Annotated in this window: 12 protein-coding genes and 3 pseudogenes; 2 read left to right on the top strand and 13 right to left on the bottom strand. The window is 41.3% G+C overall.

From position 1 onward, the window contains the following. Positions 1-15: 15 nt before the first annotated feature. Positions 16-1,536, bottom strand: coding sequence for an aldehyde dehydrogenase family protein (locus tag JCM19037_RS19640; RefSeq protein ID WP_042403967.1), 1,521 nt, complete (start codon positions 1,534-1,536; stop codon positions 16-18). 171 nt (positions 1,537-1,707) lie between these two features. On the opposite strand from JCM19037_RS19640, the gene JCM19037_RS19635 reads away from it, so the two are divergent. Together JCM19037_RS19635 and JCM19037_RS19630 are read left to right on the top strand one after the other, a co-directional pair. Then, entirely contained in the window at positions 1,708-2,649 is a 942-nt protein-coding gene (locus JCM19037_RS19635) for an AEC family transporter (protein WP_042403966.1), read from the top strand. A 24-nt stretch (positions 2,650-2,673) separates the two neighbouring features. Then, positions 2,674-3,126, top strand: coding sequence for an A24 family peptidase (locus JCM19037_RS19630; RefSeq protein WP_042403964.1), 453 nt, complete (start codon positions 2,674-2,676; stop codon positions 3,124-3,126). 92 nt (positions 3,127-3,218) lie between these two features. Here the strand turns inward: JCM19037_RS19630 and JCM19037_RS19625 are convergent, their stop codons facing one another. From JCM19037_RS19625 to JCM19037_RS26080, 12 genes and pseudogenes are all read right to left on the bottom strand, one after another. After that, entirely contained in the window at positions 3,219-4,304 is a 1,086-nt protein-coding gene (locus tag JCM19037_RS19625) for a helix-turn-helix transcriptional regulator (RefSeq protein ID WP_042403961.1), read from the bottom strand. A gap of 171 nt (positions 4,305-4,475) precedes the next feature. After that, positions 4,476-4,736 carry a response regulator gene (locus tag JCM19037_RS19620; protein WP_042403959.1) on the bottom strand — a complete coding sequence of 87 codons (261 nt, stop codon included), beginning with the start codon at positions 4,734-4,736 and terminating at the stop codon, positions 4,476-4,478. Between the two features lie 7 nt (positions 4,737-4,743). Continuing rightward, on the bottom strand, positions 4,744-5,013 hold the full coding sequence (locus JCM19037_RS30355; RefSeq protein WP_052364112.1) for an ATP-binding protein: 270 nt from the start codon (positions 5,011-5,013) through the stop codon (positions 4,744-4,746). Then, positions 5,010-5,978 (bottom strand): sensor histidine kinase, encoded by a 969-nt coding sequence (locus tag JCM19037_RS19615; RefSeq protein WP_052364111.1) that lies wholly within the window; start codon positions 5,976-5,978, stop codon positions 5,010-5,012. Before JCM19037_RS19615 ends, JCM19037_RS30355 begins: the two co-directional genes overlap by 4 nt. Then, a complete protein-coding gene (locus JCM19037_RS23585) occupies positions 5,953-6,513 on the bottom strand; it encodes a cache domain-containing protein (protein ID WP_052364110.1) in 561 nt (186 codons plus the stop codon). The genes JCM19037_RS19615 and JCM19037_RS23585 overlap by 26 nt, the downstream gene beginning before the upstream one ends. Before the next feature lie 28 nt (positions 6,514-6,541). Then, on the bottom strand, positions 6,542-7,519 hold the full coding sequence (locus JCM19037_RS19610) for a bile acid:sodium symporter family protein (protein ID WP_042403958.1): 978 nt from the start codon (positions 7,517-7,519) through the stop codon (positions 6,542-6,544). 22 nt (positions 7,520-7,541) lie between these two features. Beyond that, entirely contained in the window at positions 7,542-8,204 is a 663-nt protein-coding gene (locus tag JCM19037_RS19605) for a YesL family protein (protein WP_042403956.1), read from the bottom strand. 11 nt (positions 8,205-8,215) lie between these two features. After that, a pseudogene (locus tag JCM19037_RS19600) lies at positions 8,216-9,516 on the bottom strand (Gfo/Idh/MocA family protein). A gap of 26 nt (positions 9,517-9,542) precedes the next feature. After that, positions 9,543-10,391: a carbohydrate ABC transporter permease gene (locus tag JCM19037_RS19595; protein WP_042403954.1), complete on the bottom strand. Its 849-nt coding sequence runs from the start codon at positions 10,389-10,391 to the stop codon at positions 9,543-9,545. Positions 10,392-10,408: 17 nt separating this feature from the next. Then, positions 10,409-11,274, bottom strand: a pseudogene (locus tag JCM19037_RS19590) (carbohydrate ABC transporter permease). Positions 11,275-11,494: 220 nt separating this feature from the next. Then, positions 11,495-12,799, bottom strand: coding sequence for an ABC transporter substrate-binding protein (locus tag JCM19037_RS19585; RefSeq protein WP_052364109.1), 1,305 nt, complete (start codon positions 12,797-12,799; stop codon positions 11,495-11,497). Between the two features lie 251 nt (positions 12,800-13,050). Then, positions 13,051-13,483 (bottom strand): annotated as a pseudogene (locus tag JCM19037_RS26080) (exopolygalacturonate lyase); the annotation flags it as partial.

Here is a 13,483-nt window from a genome sequence, read left to right as displayed (position 1 = left end):
GAAGAACCCCTCCTTTTAGAATAGACCTGCAGGTTGTTCACTGTAGCTTACGAGCAGGTTTTTCGTTTGTTGATAATGCTCTAACATCATTTGGTGGTTCTCTCGACCAATTCCCGATTTCTTATAACCACCAAACGCGGCATGAGCAGGATAGACGTGATAACAATTCGTCCACACCCGTCCCGCTTGAATTGCACGACCAAAGCGATACGCCGTATTCATATCTCTTGACCATACGCCTGCTCCAAGTCCGTAAAGCGTATCATTGGCAATTTCCAACGCTTCCTCTTTTGTTTTGAATGTGGTGACGGACACAACCGGACCAAAGATTTCTTCTTGGAAGATCCGCATTTTGTTATGACCTTTATAGATCGTCGGCTCAATGTAATAGCCGGTGCTTCGTTCCCCTTGTACTTCAATGCGGTTTCCGCCAGTAATGAGCTCTGCCCCTTCTTGCTTCGCAATATCAAAATACGACAAAATCTTCTCAAGCTGTTCTTCTGACGCCTGCGCTCCGATCATCGTTGATGTATCCAACGGGTCGCCGGCAATAATCTCTTTCACACGCTTGAGCGCTCGGTCCATAAACTCATCATAAATGGACTCTTGGATGAGCGCACGAGATGGGCACGTACACACTTCCCCTTGATTCAAAGCAAACATGACAAAACCTTCAACCGCTTTATCTAAAAACCCATCGTCTTTATCCATTACATCTTCAAAGAAGATATTCGGCGACTTCCCACCTAATTCCAACGTAACAGGAATAATGTTTTCTGATGCGTATTGCATGATCATCCGGCCGGTCGTCGTCTCGCCAGTAAACGCGACCTTATCAATCCGATCACTTTGCGCTAACGGTTTTCCTGCTTCTAAACCAAAGCCTTGTACGACATTAAACACACCTTTAGGTAGCAGATCTTCCATGATTTCCAGCCAGACACCAATGGAAGCAGGGGTCTGTTCTGCTGGCTTCAAGACAACACAGTTTCCAGCAGCTAGTGCAGGAGCGACCTTCCAGGTCATCATAAGAAGCGGGAAGTTCCAAGGGATGATTTGTCCGACAACACCTAACGGCTCATGGAAATGGTACGCAACGGTATCTTCATCAATTTGTGAAATGCCGCCTTCCTGAGCGCGAATCGCACTTGCAAAATACCGAAAATGGTCAACCGCGAGCGGGATATCTGCTGCGAGCGTCTCTCGAACTGGTTTCCCGTTATCCCACGTCTCAGCAACCGCCAACTTCTCTTTATTTTCTTCCATCCGATCAGCAATTCGATTTAAGAGTAAGGCTCGCTCTGTGACTGACGTAGCGCTCCAATCCGCTTTCGCCTCATGTGCAGCTTCAATGGCTCTTTCCACATCCACTTCCTTAGACCTGGCAATCTCCGTGAAAACTTCTCCTGTAACAGGACTAATATTCTCAAAGTATTCACCGTCGGCAGGCGCTGTCCATTCCCCGCCGATAAAATTCTCGTATCTCGACTTGAACTGGACAACTGCACCTTGAGTACCTGGTTGAGCGTATTTCATTATAATAACCTCCTAAATTGTAATCGCTTTCAAATACCTATACCTTATTTATTCTAGCTATCCAATCCATATCCTTTATTTCTGTAATAAAAAACCGTCACGAGCTTGGACCCGAAGATTACAAAACATGGTATGATGCGATAATGCCCACTTGAAAGGAATCTGATCGCAATGGACGTCGCTACCATTACACTTACAATTGCGATGATGGGCCTGATCATTCTTTTTGGTACGCTCGTCGCCATTCGTATGACCGTGACAGAAGACACCAAAAAATTACTGATGGCTGTCATTATCAACATTGCCGTTCCGTTCATCATTTTGAATGGTGTATTCAACACTGAAATTACTGACGAAGTTTTGCAACAAGTAGTGATCGTTTTTATCGTTTCAATAATTTTTAATAGTTCCGCCATTCTCTTTAGCATTATCGTTTTGAGAATGTTTAGGTTCCAATGGTCTAAGGCAAAAAAGCTGTCGCTCCTTGCCGCAATTGGCAACACCGGATTCATTGCCATCCCGTTGTGCGCTGCCATATTCGGACCGATTGGCGGGCTACTTGCTGCTGTATTCGATGCCGGTTTAGATGTAATTTTATTCACTTTAGGTGTATTCATTCTCCAAAGCGATAACCAAAAGTTCTCACTTCGTCAGCTCAAAGAGCTGATTAATATGCCAGTCATTGCGATTGCCATTGGACTCACTTTCGCCGTTTCTGGGTTAGAGGCTCCTCGGCTTTTTCAAGATCTAGCCGGAATGTTATCTGGTTTGGCTGCACCCCTGGCCATGCTTTATATTGGGTTTTTATTACCGCCATTTTTTCGCCAAAATCAACGCATTCTTTACCGCGGCATTCAATATCCACTCTTTATCCGGTTGCTGTTCATTCCGAGCGTCATGATTTTACTCTTATCCTTGTTAGACATGGATCCGTTCTTACGGCAACTGTTTGTGATTCTCTCTGCAATGCCGACATTTATGCTTGCACCTGTCATTTATAGTCGCTATACGAATGAAGAGGACACAGCCGCAATGACAACCGTCGTTTCGACACTCTTGTCGCTCTTTACGATCCCACTCATCACTTGGGTCGCTACTTTACTCTTTTCGTAAACCATATAAGAGGAGGTACTAGGTTTGGACATCGCATTCATCTATCTACCATTATTCATTGTACTTATCGTATCTGTTTACACTGACCTGAAGTACCGCCTCATCTACGACAAATGGACGTTGCCAAGCATGGTGTATTTTCTAGTGGCGAATGCCATTCTTGATTTTTCAAACGTACATATGTATGTGCTAGGAGGGATCCTTCTCGGAGGCATTCACCTCCTGCTAGCCATTGTGAGCAGAGGTCAAGTTGGCGGTGGAGATATTAAGTTATTTACTGTCATCGGGTTAGCTTTAGGATTAAAGGCGGGAATGGGTGTTGTGTTTGCCACGTACCTGATCGCTGGTTTATGGGCGATTCCATACTTAATTTATCAGTCGTTTATCCTTAAAAACAAAGAAGTAACTATGATTCCTCTTGCACCGTTTATTGCCGCCGGGACAGCATGTTACCTCGCTATTTTACTTTGGGTATAGTGCAAAGAAACCGAAAATGGTATGCCTCTTTTCGGTTTCTTCATTTAGAATGTATGAATTTGTACTTTCATTTCAATACAAAACAGTTCGCATTACACCCGCTCTTCCTTTTTATATTCCGTAGGAGTGCTTCCTGTATACCTTTTAAAAATCTGACTAAAATATCTCGGATTATTTCCAAACCCAACTTCCTCTGCCACCTCAAACACTTTCCGATCTGTATTCATATATTCCATTGCCATCTCCATCCGCCGTTCCATGAGATAATTCGTATAGTTCATCCCCATTTCTCTTTTGAACACTTTCCCTAAATAATCTGGATTCATGAAGAACACTTCTTTAGCGACTCTAAGCAACGATAATGATTGATCCTGAAGGTGCTGCTCTGTATATGCAATGATTTCCCTCACTAGATGGTTTTTCGTCAAGCTGTTCTCACGAACAACCTTCATGACATGTTCCATCATGTACTCTTCTACTTTCATAACATCACGCTCAATTGCATCAATGCCATTAATCGTCGTCAACAATTCTTCTTTTTCATCATGGCTGGAACGAAATGATACTGACCATAGCAGGCTTTTGCATTTCATGAGAATGAACCGGTCGGAAAACTTAGACGTGCTAAGCACATGGAAAAATTTGTGCATCGCGCGTTTGACATTATTTATATCCATCGCCCGTACCACTTCTATCATATTTTCATACTCCCAAATGACTTGCTGCTGATCAAACTTCGTTACTGCTGCACTTGTTAACTCATGATAAAGAATCACTCTGCTTTTGCTGTTCATGTAAAACCGGTAAGAAAACGCTTCCAAAACCTTGTTATATTCGATTGCTAGCCTTTCTATACGACTCACTTGACTAATTACAGAAATTACAGCACTTTCAACCTGAACTTCCCACTCTTTATTAGAAGTTCGAATGACCCCCTGTAAATGCTGTTCAGGACAATCGCTAATCACAACAATTACTTTACCCGAAACAATTGCTGATGCATAAAAAGATGTGCTGTCTGCGAATTGCTTATCCATTAGTTGTTTTAATTTTCGGCGTTCAGTATGAGCATCTTTTGAAAGAATCTCACTGCATATGATTCTAAACTTCTCATTTCGAGAAGCAGTTTTTAATAAACCATGATCAAAAGAGGCGGAATTTAGTAAGAGTTCGCGCACTTGCTGCTCTTTTGCCTTCGGTGTGATTTGATCAATGTATTCTTGTACTTTTTCCTTCTCTTGAAGTCCATGACGACTTGTCGAAGCGCCTCCTCAATCTTCTGTTCATTGCAAGGTTTTAATAGATAGTGTTTTACACCATACTTCATCGCTTGTTTGGCATAGGCAAAATCATCGTGGCCGGAAAGAACAATAAATTGAACCTCGGGAAAAAAAATAATATGTTTTCTCTATCAATTCCAGACCATTCAACCCAGGCATCTTAATATCAGTAATTACGATGCGCGGACGCTCAGACTCAATCATCTCTAAAGCCATTTGCCCGTGATACGCTTGATCTTTGCACTTTGTTCCGCAGCGTTCCCAGTCCACCATCTTCGTAATTCCTTCTACAATATGAACCTCATCGTCAACGACAAGCACATCATACATGTACAATTCACTCCTCAATGAATGGAATAGTTACGAACAAGGTAGTCCCTCTGCTTTCTTTACTTGTGATAGTAATGCCGTAATCATCACCATACAAGAGTCGAATCCTTTCATGAATATTGTTTAGGCCAATGCCTGTCCCTTTTGATACTACCGTCCCATTCAGGATTTGTTCGATTTTCTTAGCAGATATTCCCACTCCGTCGTCCCTCACATAAATCATTAAGTCGTTTCCATACCTCTCAATGTAAACCTGAATTTTACAAGGTTCAATCATCTCTTCCAACCATGCTTAATGGCATTCTCAATGATTGGCTGAATGGTCAGTTTTGGAATGGAAGCTTTCTTCAACTGCTCTTCACAGTAAAGCCGAAAAACCAAGCGCTCATTGTATCTTGATTGCTGAATTGTAATATAGCTTTCGACAATGGCAAGCTCTTCACCAACTGTAATTAGAGGCCCCTTTTTGCTAACCATTCCTCTCATCATGCTGCCAAGCGCTTCTGCCATCTCAGCTATCTTCTTCTGGTCACTCACTTTCGCCATCCAATGAATGGAGTCTAACGTATTATAGAAGAAATGCGGATTAATTTGCGCCTGTAAAGCACGATATTCGGTCTCTTTAATAATTAGCTGCTTTTCATAATTTTCTTTAATTAATGAGTTAATTTTATCAACCATCACATAGAAATTCTCTTGAAGATCACCAATCTCATCTTTTAAAAATTCTTGGTTATGGTCAGGAACCACCTCGAAATTACCTTCTTGTACTTTTTTTACATTTTTTGTTAATCGTTCAATAGGTTTCGAAATGGCTTTCGCTGATTGCCGGCTAATAAAGATCGTGACAATTACCATAAAAAAGATGTATAGAAAAATCATCAATGATATGTACGCTTTTTGATCATTGATGTTATCCAATTCCACAATATTAAAATAACTCAAGTTAGAATGCTTTGAAGAGAGTTCAATAATAAAAAATGCCTCATTATTAATCGTCGCAATCTCGTAACTTTCAATTGGAGGCATTGCTAACAGCTCTTTTATTTCTCCTGATTCCATCGTGCTGGAATAGATAAGATCTTTATCATCTGCAATAACAAAGTTTTGCTCCGGCGCAAAGTTCAGCGCTGCTGAGATGAGGTCATCCACATCAATATATACATATAAAAACCCTAGATGGTTTAATGATAGATTCTCACGTTTTTTAATTTCCCTAGCGGAAATTAAAACCTTGATCATCTACACCTTGCCAAACATTTCTACCACCGACATTGCGGATTTCGTGATTTACCCATTGGTAATCAATATTCAGATTCGTCCACATCCCAGCTGAAATTAGACGGCCGTTTGAGTCCATAATCTGAGCAGAATTAAAATAATGTTCTTGATTAATAAAGAAGGTAAGCCTTTCAATGAGGTTCTCCCGGGTGCGGAAATAATTATAGTTACGGATAGGTATATCAATTCGATCCATGATGACTTGCATCGTCGGATCGGTAGCAACTTGAAATGTAAAATCTTCAATATAATTCAATTCTCTATCCAAAACATTCGCAGAGACTCTAAGATTATTTTCGGCTTCCTCATACACTTTATCATTATATAAACTTGATAAAAGATGAAAAATAACAAGTCCACACACACCAAAAATAATCATAAAAACAACACTAATGGAAAAGAGCTTATATCTTATTTGCGTAAACTGATTAAATAAGCTTGTTGGATGGAGCTTTTTAAGCAATTTTTTTAACCATCGCCACGTTTTCATTCCCATAAAGATCATCCTGTATAATTTAGTAACCTCACGAACGTACAAACCTACCCTTTGCTCTCAGCTTCCCCTCTTGATCATTTATATATCTTCGAATCACTTGTTGAATGATGGATGCCAAGAATTGCTGAAACACGATAGCTAAAACGATAGGGAGGGCAGTAGCCGGCGGAAAATAAACGACAGCTAATGCTGCACCAACCCCTGTGTTTCTTATCCCACAAGAGAACGTTACCGCAGCGAGCACGGATGAATGCCACTTAAAAAGGATGGATGCTAAGAATCCAATTGTATACCCAAGGCAAGCAATGCCGAGCACCGAAAGGAACAACTGAATGGTATTTAGATCAATCGTTGATAAATAGGGAGATACGACTGCACTGTTAATTAGAATTAACAATAGCATTGCCAGCTTGGATAGAGGTGAAGTGTAGACTGAAAGTTGCTTTGTAGCTGCAGGCAACCTTCTCGTTACCCACAAACCTAAAATGGACGGGAAGACAATCATTAAGAAGAGACTGCCGACCATGCCGACAACATCAATTGATACGCGAGCCCCTAACAATAAAAGTATAGTCACAGGCAGTAATATTGGAGAAAGAAGCGTATTAATGAGTACGATAGAAAGAGCTGTTCCGATATTACCTCCGCTCATTCGAACCCACATGATGGTCGCAACGCCCGTAGGAATCGTAAAGGCAATCACAATACCCGCAAGCAGATCAACAGAGTGACTGTAATAAAGCGTTCCTACTGAGAAGGCAATAAGCGGCATAATCACTTGAATAATGACAAGAGATATAATAATAGGTAAAGGATTTAATACAGATGATTTAATGTCTTGATATTGAATTCCTAAGCAACCCGAAAAACAAATAAATGCAAAAATAAACATAATTGCCGCCGATAACGAAGCGGCTCCTTGCAATCCTGTCACGCCTAGAATGACAATCACCGGAATCATATAAGGCATAAATTTCATTAGCCAACGATCAAATGCAAAAACCATGGTGTATCGCTCTTCCTTGTTGTTAGATTTGCTGGCCGATTTTTACGTAATCCACTTCCTTTAGTTGCTCACCTTTGCTTTCAACTTTCTCTATCGTTCTGAATGCCAACCATACATTAAGGTGAATGATGAAACTGACCGCAAATAAAGGAATAAAACCCGGAAAGCTTATAAAAAAGTAGTATACAGACACAGCCGACAAAATCATGAGTGCTGTTTGACCGAGATGCAAGATACTCAGTGCCGAAGCATATTGTATATACTTCTTAAACTCTAAATCGTAGTGTACGTAAACCGGAAAGATGTATAAAGCAATAAAAATAAACATCAATGCAATGATCGTACTGAAAACTTGCATTCCCATATGGAACATATCATCAAATAACCTAAAATAGTTTATATTAAAGTAGACGACAAAACCAATCGCAAGAAGCATTAGAAACAGAGCATTAGCCTTAATAAACTCTGCTTTATACACGTTCCAAAAGGTTCGAAATAACGGAAAATCCTCTTCACCAAGCTTTGTTTTCCTTGCAATGGCATACACCGCAACCGTGCTTGGACCGATACCAAAAATTATACCTCCGAGTAGCGAACAAAACAACCACATGACGTTTAAATAGAAGAAATAACAAATCCATTGACAAAGTGTATAGATAAATACAAACAACCTGCCCCCCGTCATGGGACCACCTCCTATTTTTGATGCACGTCTCGCAAATTGATTGTCAGAATGTCATCGACGTTGATTGGTTGGTTCAATGTGGCTGATTTCCAGACCGCCTCTCCTGTCGCAACAGCATAAGCACCATCTTCACTGCCCGACAAGACATCATATGGTCTGTGTGGATCTTCCCCTAAGAATAAGTCCTCTTGAATGACAGGGTCACCACCTCCATGCCCACCTTCTCGTTCGACTACATGAATCGTCTCTTTTGCTCCAAATAGCGGGAAATAGTCGATCGTCTGCCTTGGCGTTGGAAAAGGGACACGGGACGGAGCGTGATACTCCATCGTTTCAATTCTGCCCTTTGTCCCATTAATTGCCAGTCGATAGCTTCATATGGCAGCGAGAAATTAATGGAGTAGCTTAGTATTGCCCCACGATCATATTTCACTGTAGCTGTATATGCATCTTCAATGTTAATCTCAGAATCATAGATGCACTGGTCAGGTCGATAATTCGAATAGCCATCACGTGATCGTTTATTCATTGATATGTGGTCATCTTGAACTTCTTGAGAATTACTTCTTGAATTCCAGCGTGTATAGTACGTGCATCGTTGTCTTACCTGACACGTTCCACAAAACCTGCCATCTTCTTTCGCTGGATTGTATTCGCTATTGTCGCCATAATAGAAGCGATCTCCATAAGCAAACACTTGCAACGGGCGCTGGTCCAACCACCAGCTAACGAGATCAAAGTGATGAGAGCTTTTGTGAATCGATAAACCTCCTGAGCGTTCACGTAAGCGATTCCATCTTTGAAAGTAACTTGATCCATGAAACGTATCAATGTACCAGTTCAAGTCTACTGAAGTAATCTTTCCAATTTTTCCTTCAAGCAACAATTCCTTAATCTTTAAATGATAAGGGCTGTATCGATAATTAAACGTCACGATTACCTTACCCTTACTTTGTTGCTCTGCTTTGACAATTCGCTCACTATCTTCCGCCGTTGTGGCAAGCGGCTTTTCAACAATAACATCCAAATTTAGCGATAGAGCTTCTAAAATGTACTCCACATGTGTATCATCCCTGCCGGAAACGATAACGACATCAGGTTTTTCCTCCTGTACCATGAACTCAAACTGATGATTTTCATAGGTTGGTATCGCTTTCGTTTCAGGTATCCTCTCTGCACACACGTCAAATCTTTTTGCATCAATATCTAATAAACCCACCAACTGGCAGTGAACAGCAAACCGATAAATCATCGGAGCTATAAACATGGAAATTGCTCGATTGCTAACACCGCACACTACATATCTCTTCATTATTAGACACTCCTATTTCGCATCGTTTAACTTTTTAGACCGCTTGTACTAATTCCTTCCACAATGTAACGTTGGAATATGAAGAAAACGACAATGATAGGTAATAAACTGAGTGTTGTCATGGCAAACAACGCTCCCCAGTTCGTCACGGAGTCAGGATCGGCAAACAAGTTCAACGCAAGTGATACTGGATACTTTTGCGGTGTTTGCAAATAAATTAACGGAGACATAAAGTCATCCCAACGCCAGTAGAACGAGAAAATTGCCGCTGTCATCATTGCCGGCACAACCAGTGGCAAGATGATCCTAAAAAATATTGAAATACTGTTACACCCATCTATCATTGCAGCCTGATCCAATTCTTTCGGAATGGTACGAATAAATTGCATGATTAAAAAGATGAAAAACGGAACGCCGAAGAACGAGGGTAGAATGAGTGGTAAATAAGTGTCTATCCACCCAAACCAATTGAACATAATGTATTGCGGAATCATGACCATTTCGAAAGGCAGCATCATCGTCAGCATCATTACAACGAACCAAAACCTCTTGCCTTTGAAATTAATCCGTGTAAACCCGTAAGCGACAACTGCGGAGAATAACACACTTCCCACAGTTGCTACAGTTGCAATGAAAATCGAGTTCATAAAGAAGGTTGAAAACGTTATGCCGCCAAACCCTTCCCAACCAACGATATAGTTTTCAAAGTTCCACTCCGATGGAATGATGTGATGTGGATTGATAAACACTTGCGAACTCTCTTTAAATGAACTGCCGGCCATCCAGACAATTGGATAGAGCATAACCGCTGTAAAGGCAATTAACAGAGTGTGCTGAATGATCTTTTTTAAACGAACCTTTTTTTTATGCTCCATTCCTAAGCTCCACTCCTTTACTTATCTTCATAATGAACCCAGTATTGAGAACTTTTAAATATAATCGCTGTTAATATTGCAATAATGATAAGCATTACCCATGCAAGTGCTGCAGCATAACCCATGTTGAAATATTCGAACGCTTGGCGATACATATACAAGATGTATAAGAGTGTGCTGTTTATAGGGTCCCCTGCAGTTACTACGTAAGCCGGTGTAAATGCCATAAACCCTTGAATGGTCTGCATAATTACATTGAAGAGGATAACGGGTGTCAACATTGGTAAAGTAATTTTAAAGAACTGCTGAATGGGCCTTGCACCATCGACAGCAGAGGCTTCATAGAAACTCGTCGGAATATTGCGTAAACCTGCAAGAAAGATCAACATTGAAGACCCGAACTGCCAGCCATATAAAATCACGAGTGTCCAAATCGCTGTATTGGGATCACCTAGCCATGAATGTGTCGGCAAGCCGAGCATAGACAAAACTCCGTTAACTGCCCCTTCATTTCCAAACAGCTGACGCCACATAATGGCAACACCAACACTTCCGCCTACAACGGACGGAAGATACAATAAAGTCCGATAAACTCCTACCATTTCGATGACTTTATTAAGAATTATGGCCACAAACAAAGCGAATATAAGACGAAGTGGAACTGCAGTGCTGCATAGAAAAACGTAACTTCCATTGACTGCCAAAACATCGCGTCGTTGTTGAACATATGGACGTAATTACCAAAACCGATCCATTCCGGAGTTCCGCCCATCGAATAATTTGTAAAGGAGAGATACAGTGAATACAATATTGGGAACATCGTAAGTAAGATGGTTCCAATGACAAACGGTGATAAGAATATGTATCCTACACCATTTTGCAAGTCTTTTCTAGGTCTCTTATTTTTCCTTAAACCGAACCACCCTTTTAAATTCCGATTTGGAGGAAGGCCGGTATTCTCTTGTAATCTAGCTTGGTCGTCCATGTGAGATTGTGACACGTTGTTCACCTCTTAGCCTATTAAATTCATTGTCTAACTACCAAGCTCACGAGATTGATTGAATGCGATCCTGCTATAAAGAGCAGAACCGCACCTTTTTATATTAGTTCCCAAGAATTGCGTTCGCCTCTTGCCTAAATTGGGCAGCGCCTTCTTCCGGCGTCATTTGCCCATAAATTACTAGCTCATCAACATCCTCAAGAGCATTTAAGACTTGCGCGGCTTGTGGTGGATAATTTGAATCGACGGGTGTACTGTGGTCCGTCACGTAGGAAATAAAGTCAAATACTTTTTGGTCTGTCTCATTAAGATCGCTTCTCATCTCCTCTTGAATGTCTTCATTAATAGGCACACCGCGATCAGATCCTACCACATCGAAAACTTCAGTTTGGTTCGTGTAAAAATCAATAAATTTTGCCGCTTCCTCTTTATGCTGAGAATTCTCAGCGATTGACCAGAGCATGGAAGGCCTCAAATACATTGCCTCATCATTGTTATCACCGGGTAAAATCGCAAGTTCAATATTTCGATCATCCCCTGCAGCAGACGCAATGGTATTTAATTGGTTTGTCCACCGAAAGTTAATGGCTGCCGTACCGTGTACAAGTAGTTCGTCTTCCAGCCCTTGAATTTCTCCAATAACATCATAGCCGGGAGCCACTCCGTCATCCACCATTCGCTTATTCATCGTCAAATACTCCACAAAAAGTTGGTCATCTTCATACCCTAGGTCTGTCCCATCTTCATTGAACAGACGCTTACCGTTATCTCGAAGATAGTATTCAAACATATTTCCCGGCTCCATTAACCGCATCCCGTAATTCCCTGTAGACTCATGGACCGTCGTAGCCATGTCAATCATGTCTTCCCACGTCCAGTCCTCATTCGGAAGCTCTGCACCTGCAGATTCAATCATGTCCGGATCATATAGCCCCGCCAATGCGTTCATACCTGTCGGAAGCCCGACCAATTCCCCATCAAATTCACCAGATTCTAACACCGTTTCACTGACTGCACTGACATTAATCGTTCCGTCATCAATGAAAGGCTGCAAATCCGCTAACTGCCCTTGAGAAGCATATTGATTTACGAATTCCCCATGATTTTGCTGCATAATATCCGGCAGATTCCCACCAGCTGCTTGCGTTGCCATCTTCTCAAAGTACCCATCAAACCCTGCAAAGTCTGGCTGAATTGACACGTGAGGGTTCTCACTTTCATACATTTCAATGATTTCATTTGTCATATTATGCCTTTCTTGTGACCCCCACCACGACATGCGTAGCACTATTTCCTCTTCACCTGCAGTTGCTTCCGTCTCGCTTCCGTTATCAGTGTCCCCTCCACACGCGGCAAGCAGTGCAGCTGCCATAACCGAATATAATGGCACTTGATAGTTCCTTTTCACACCCTTCACACTCCCTTAAATGCAATTTTGAAAGCGCTTTCCTTTATATCTTCATTCTAATTTTTATTCTGAAAATTTTAAATTTAAAACCCGATCTTTTCATTCAAAAAACAGACATGTTTGAAACAAAACAAAAAAGCAACAGCGATCAAGCTGTGCTGCATGAGGAGTCGATTACGCCTCCAAAAGAGAGGAATACCGGCACGCACAGCACAACAAGACGCGATAGTCGCTTTTTTTACTAGGTGAGTTTATATTGCCGGCGGAATCCAATAGAGGAAATCTCCCCAAATAATATCTCCATTCTCATCTCGTTTATATGGAAGTTGAGGATGTAAACTCCTGAAATGCTGTTCATTAATTTGGATACTTTTTTTATTCTCTGATACGTCACCATCAAACAAATAGTTGCTGTTTGATTCCAACCTGTAAGGATAACGATCTCTTGGTGCAGGACGGGTGTGATAGGAAATAAAACGGTCTAATTCAAAATCCTCCTGTATGTTGGTATATGTGGACATATCCAAATTCCCGCCTTCATTATTGAATGCGATGTTGTTTTCAGCGATCAGACCCGGGTTGCTATTGCTCGTAAAACCTGTCGATCCGTTTTCAAAAGCTATGCTATTGCGAATGATGTGAGGAACGTAGATTCCTTCCCCCCCCAGTTTAAAGCCATTTTTA

The sequence above is a fragment of the Geomicrobium sp. JCM 19037 genome (genome assembly GCF_000698105.1).
Lineage (GTDB): Bacteria > Bacillota > Bacilli > Bacillales > Marinococcaceae > Geomicrobium_A.
Note: the sequence above shows the minus strand (reverse complement) of the source record. Positions and strands in the feature narration are given on the sequence as shown.

What these genes read in the sequence shown, in the direction of transcription:
- JCM19037_RS19640 (WP_042403967.1), bottom strand. Translation starts at nt 1,536, where the DNA reads ATGAAATACGCTCAACCAGGTACTCAAGGTGCAGTTGTCCAGTTCAAG.
- JCM19037_RS19635 (WP_042403966.1), top strand. Translation starts at nt 1,708, where the DNA reads ATGGACGTCGCTACCATTACACTTACAATTGCGATGATGGGCCTGATC.
- JCM19037_RS19620 (WP_042403959.1), bottom strand. Translation starts at nt 4,736, where the DNA reads ATGTATGATGTGCTTGTCGTTGACGATGAGGTTCATATTGTAGAAGGA.
- JCM19037_RS30355 (WP_052364112.1), bottom strand. Translation starts at nt 5,013, where the DNA reads ATGATTGAACCTTGTAAAATTCAGGTTTACATTGAGAGGTATGGAAAC.
- JCM19037_RS19615 (WP_052364111.1), bottom strand. Translation starts at nt 5,978, where the DNA reads ATGATCAAGGTTTTAATTTCCGCTAGGGAAATTAAAAAACGTGAGAAT.
- JCM19037_RS23585 (WP_052364110.1), bottom strand. Translation starts at nt 6,513, where the DNA reads ATGGGAATGAAAACGTGGCGATGGTTAAAAAAATTGCTTAAAAAGCTC.
- JCM19037_RS19610 (WP_042403958.1), bottom strand. Translation starts at nt 7,519, where the DNA reads ATGGTTTTTGCATTTGATCGTTGGCTAATGAAATTTATGCCTTATATG.
- JCM19037_RS19605 (WP_042403956.1), bottom strand. Translation starts at nt 8,204, where the DNA reads ATGACGGGGGGCAGGTTGTTTGTATTTATCTATACACTTTGTCAATGG.
- JCM19037_RS19595 (WP_042403954.1), bottom strand. Translation starts at nt 10,391, where the DNA reads ATGGAGCATAAAAAAAAGGTTCGTTTAAAAAAGATCATTCAGCACACT.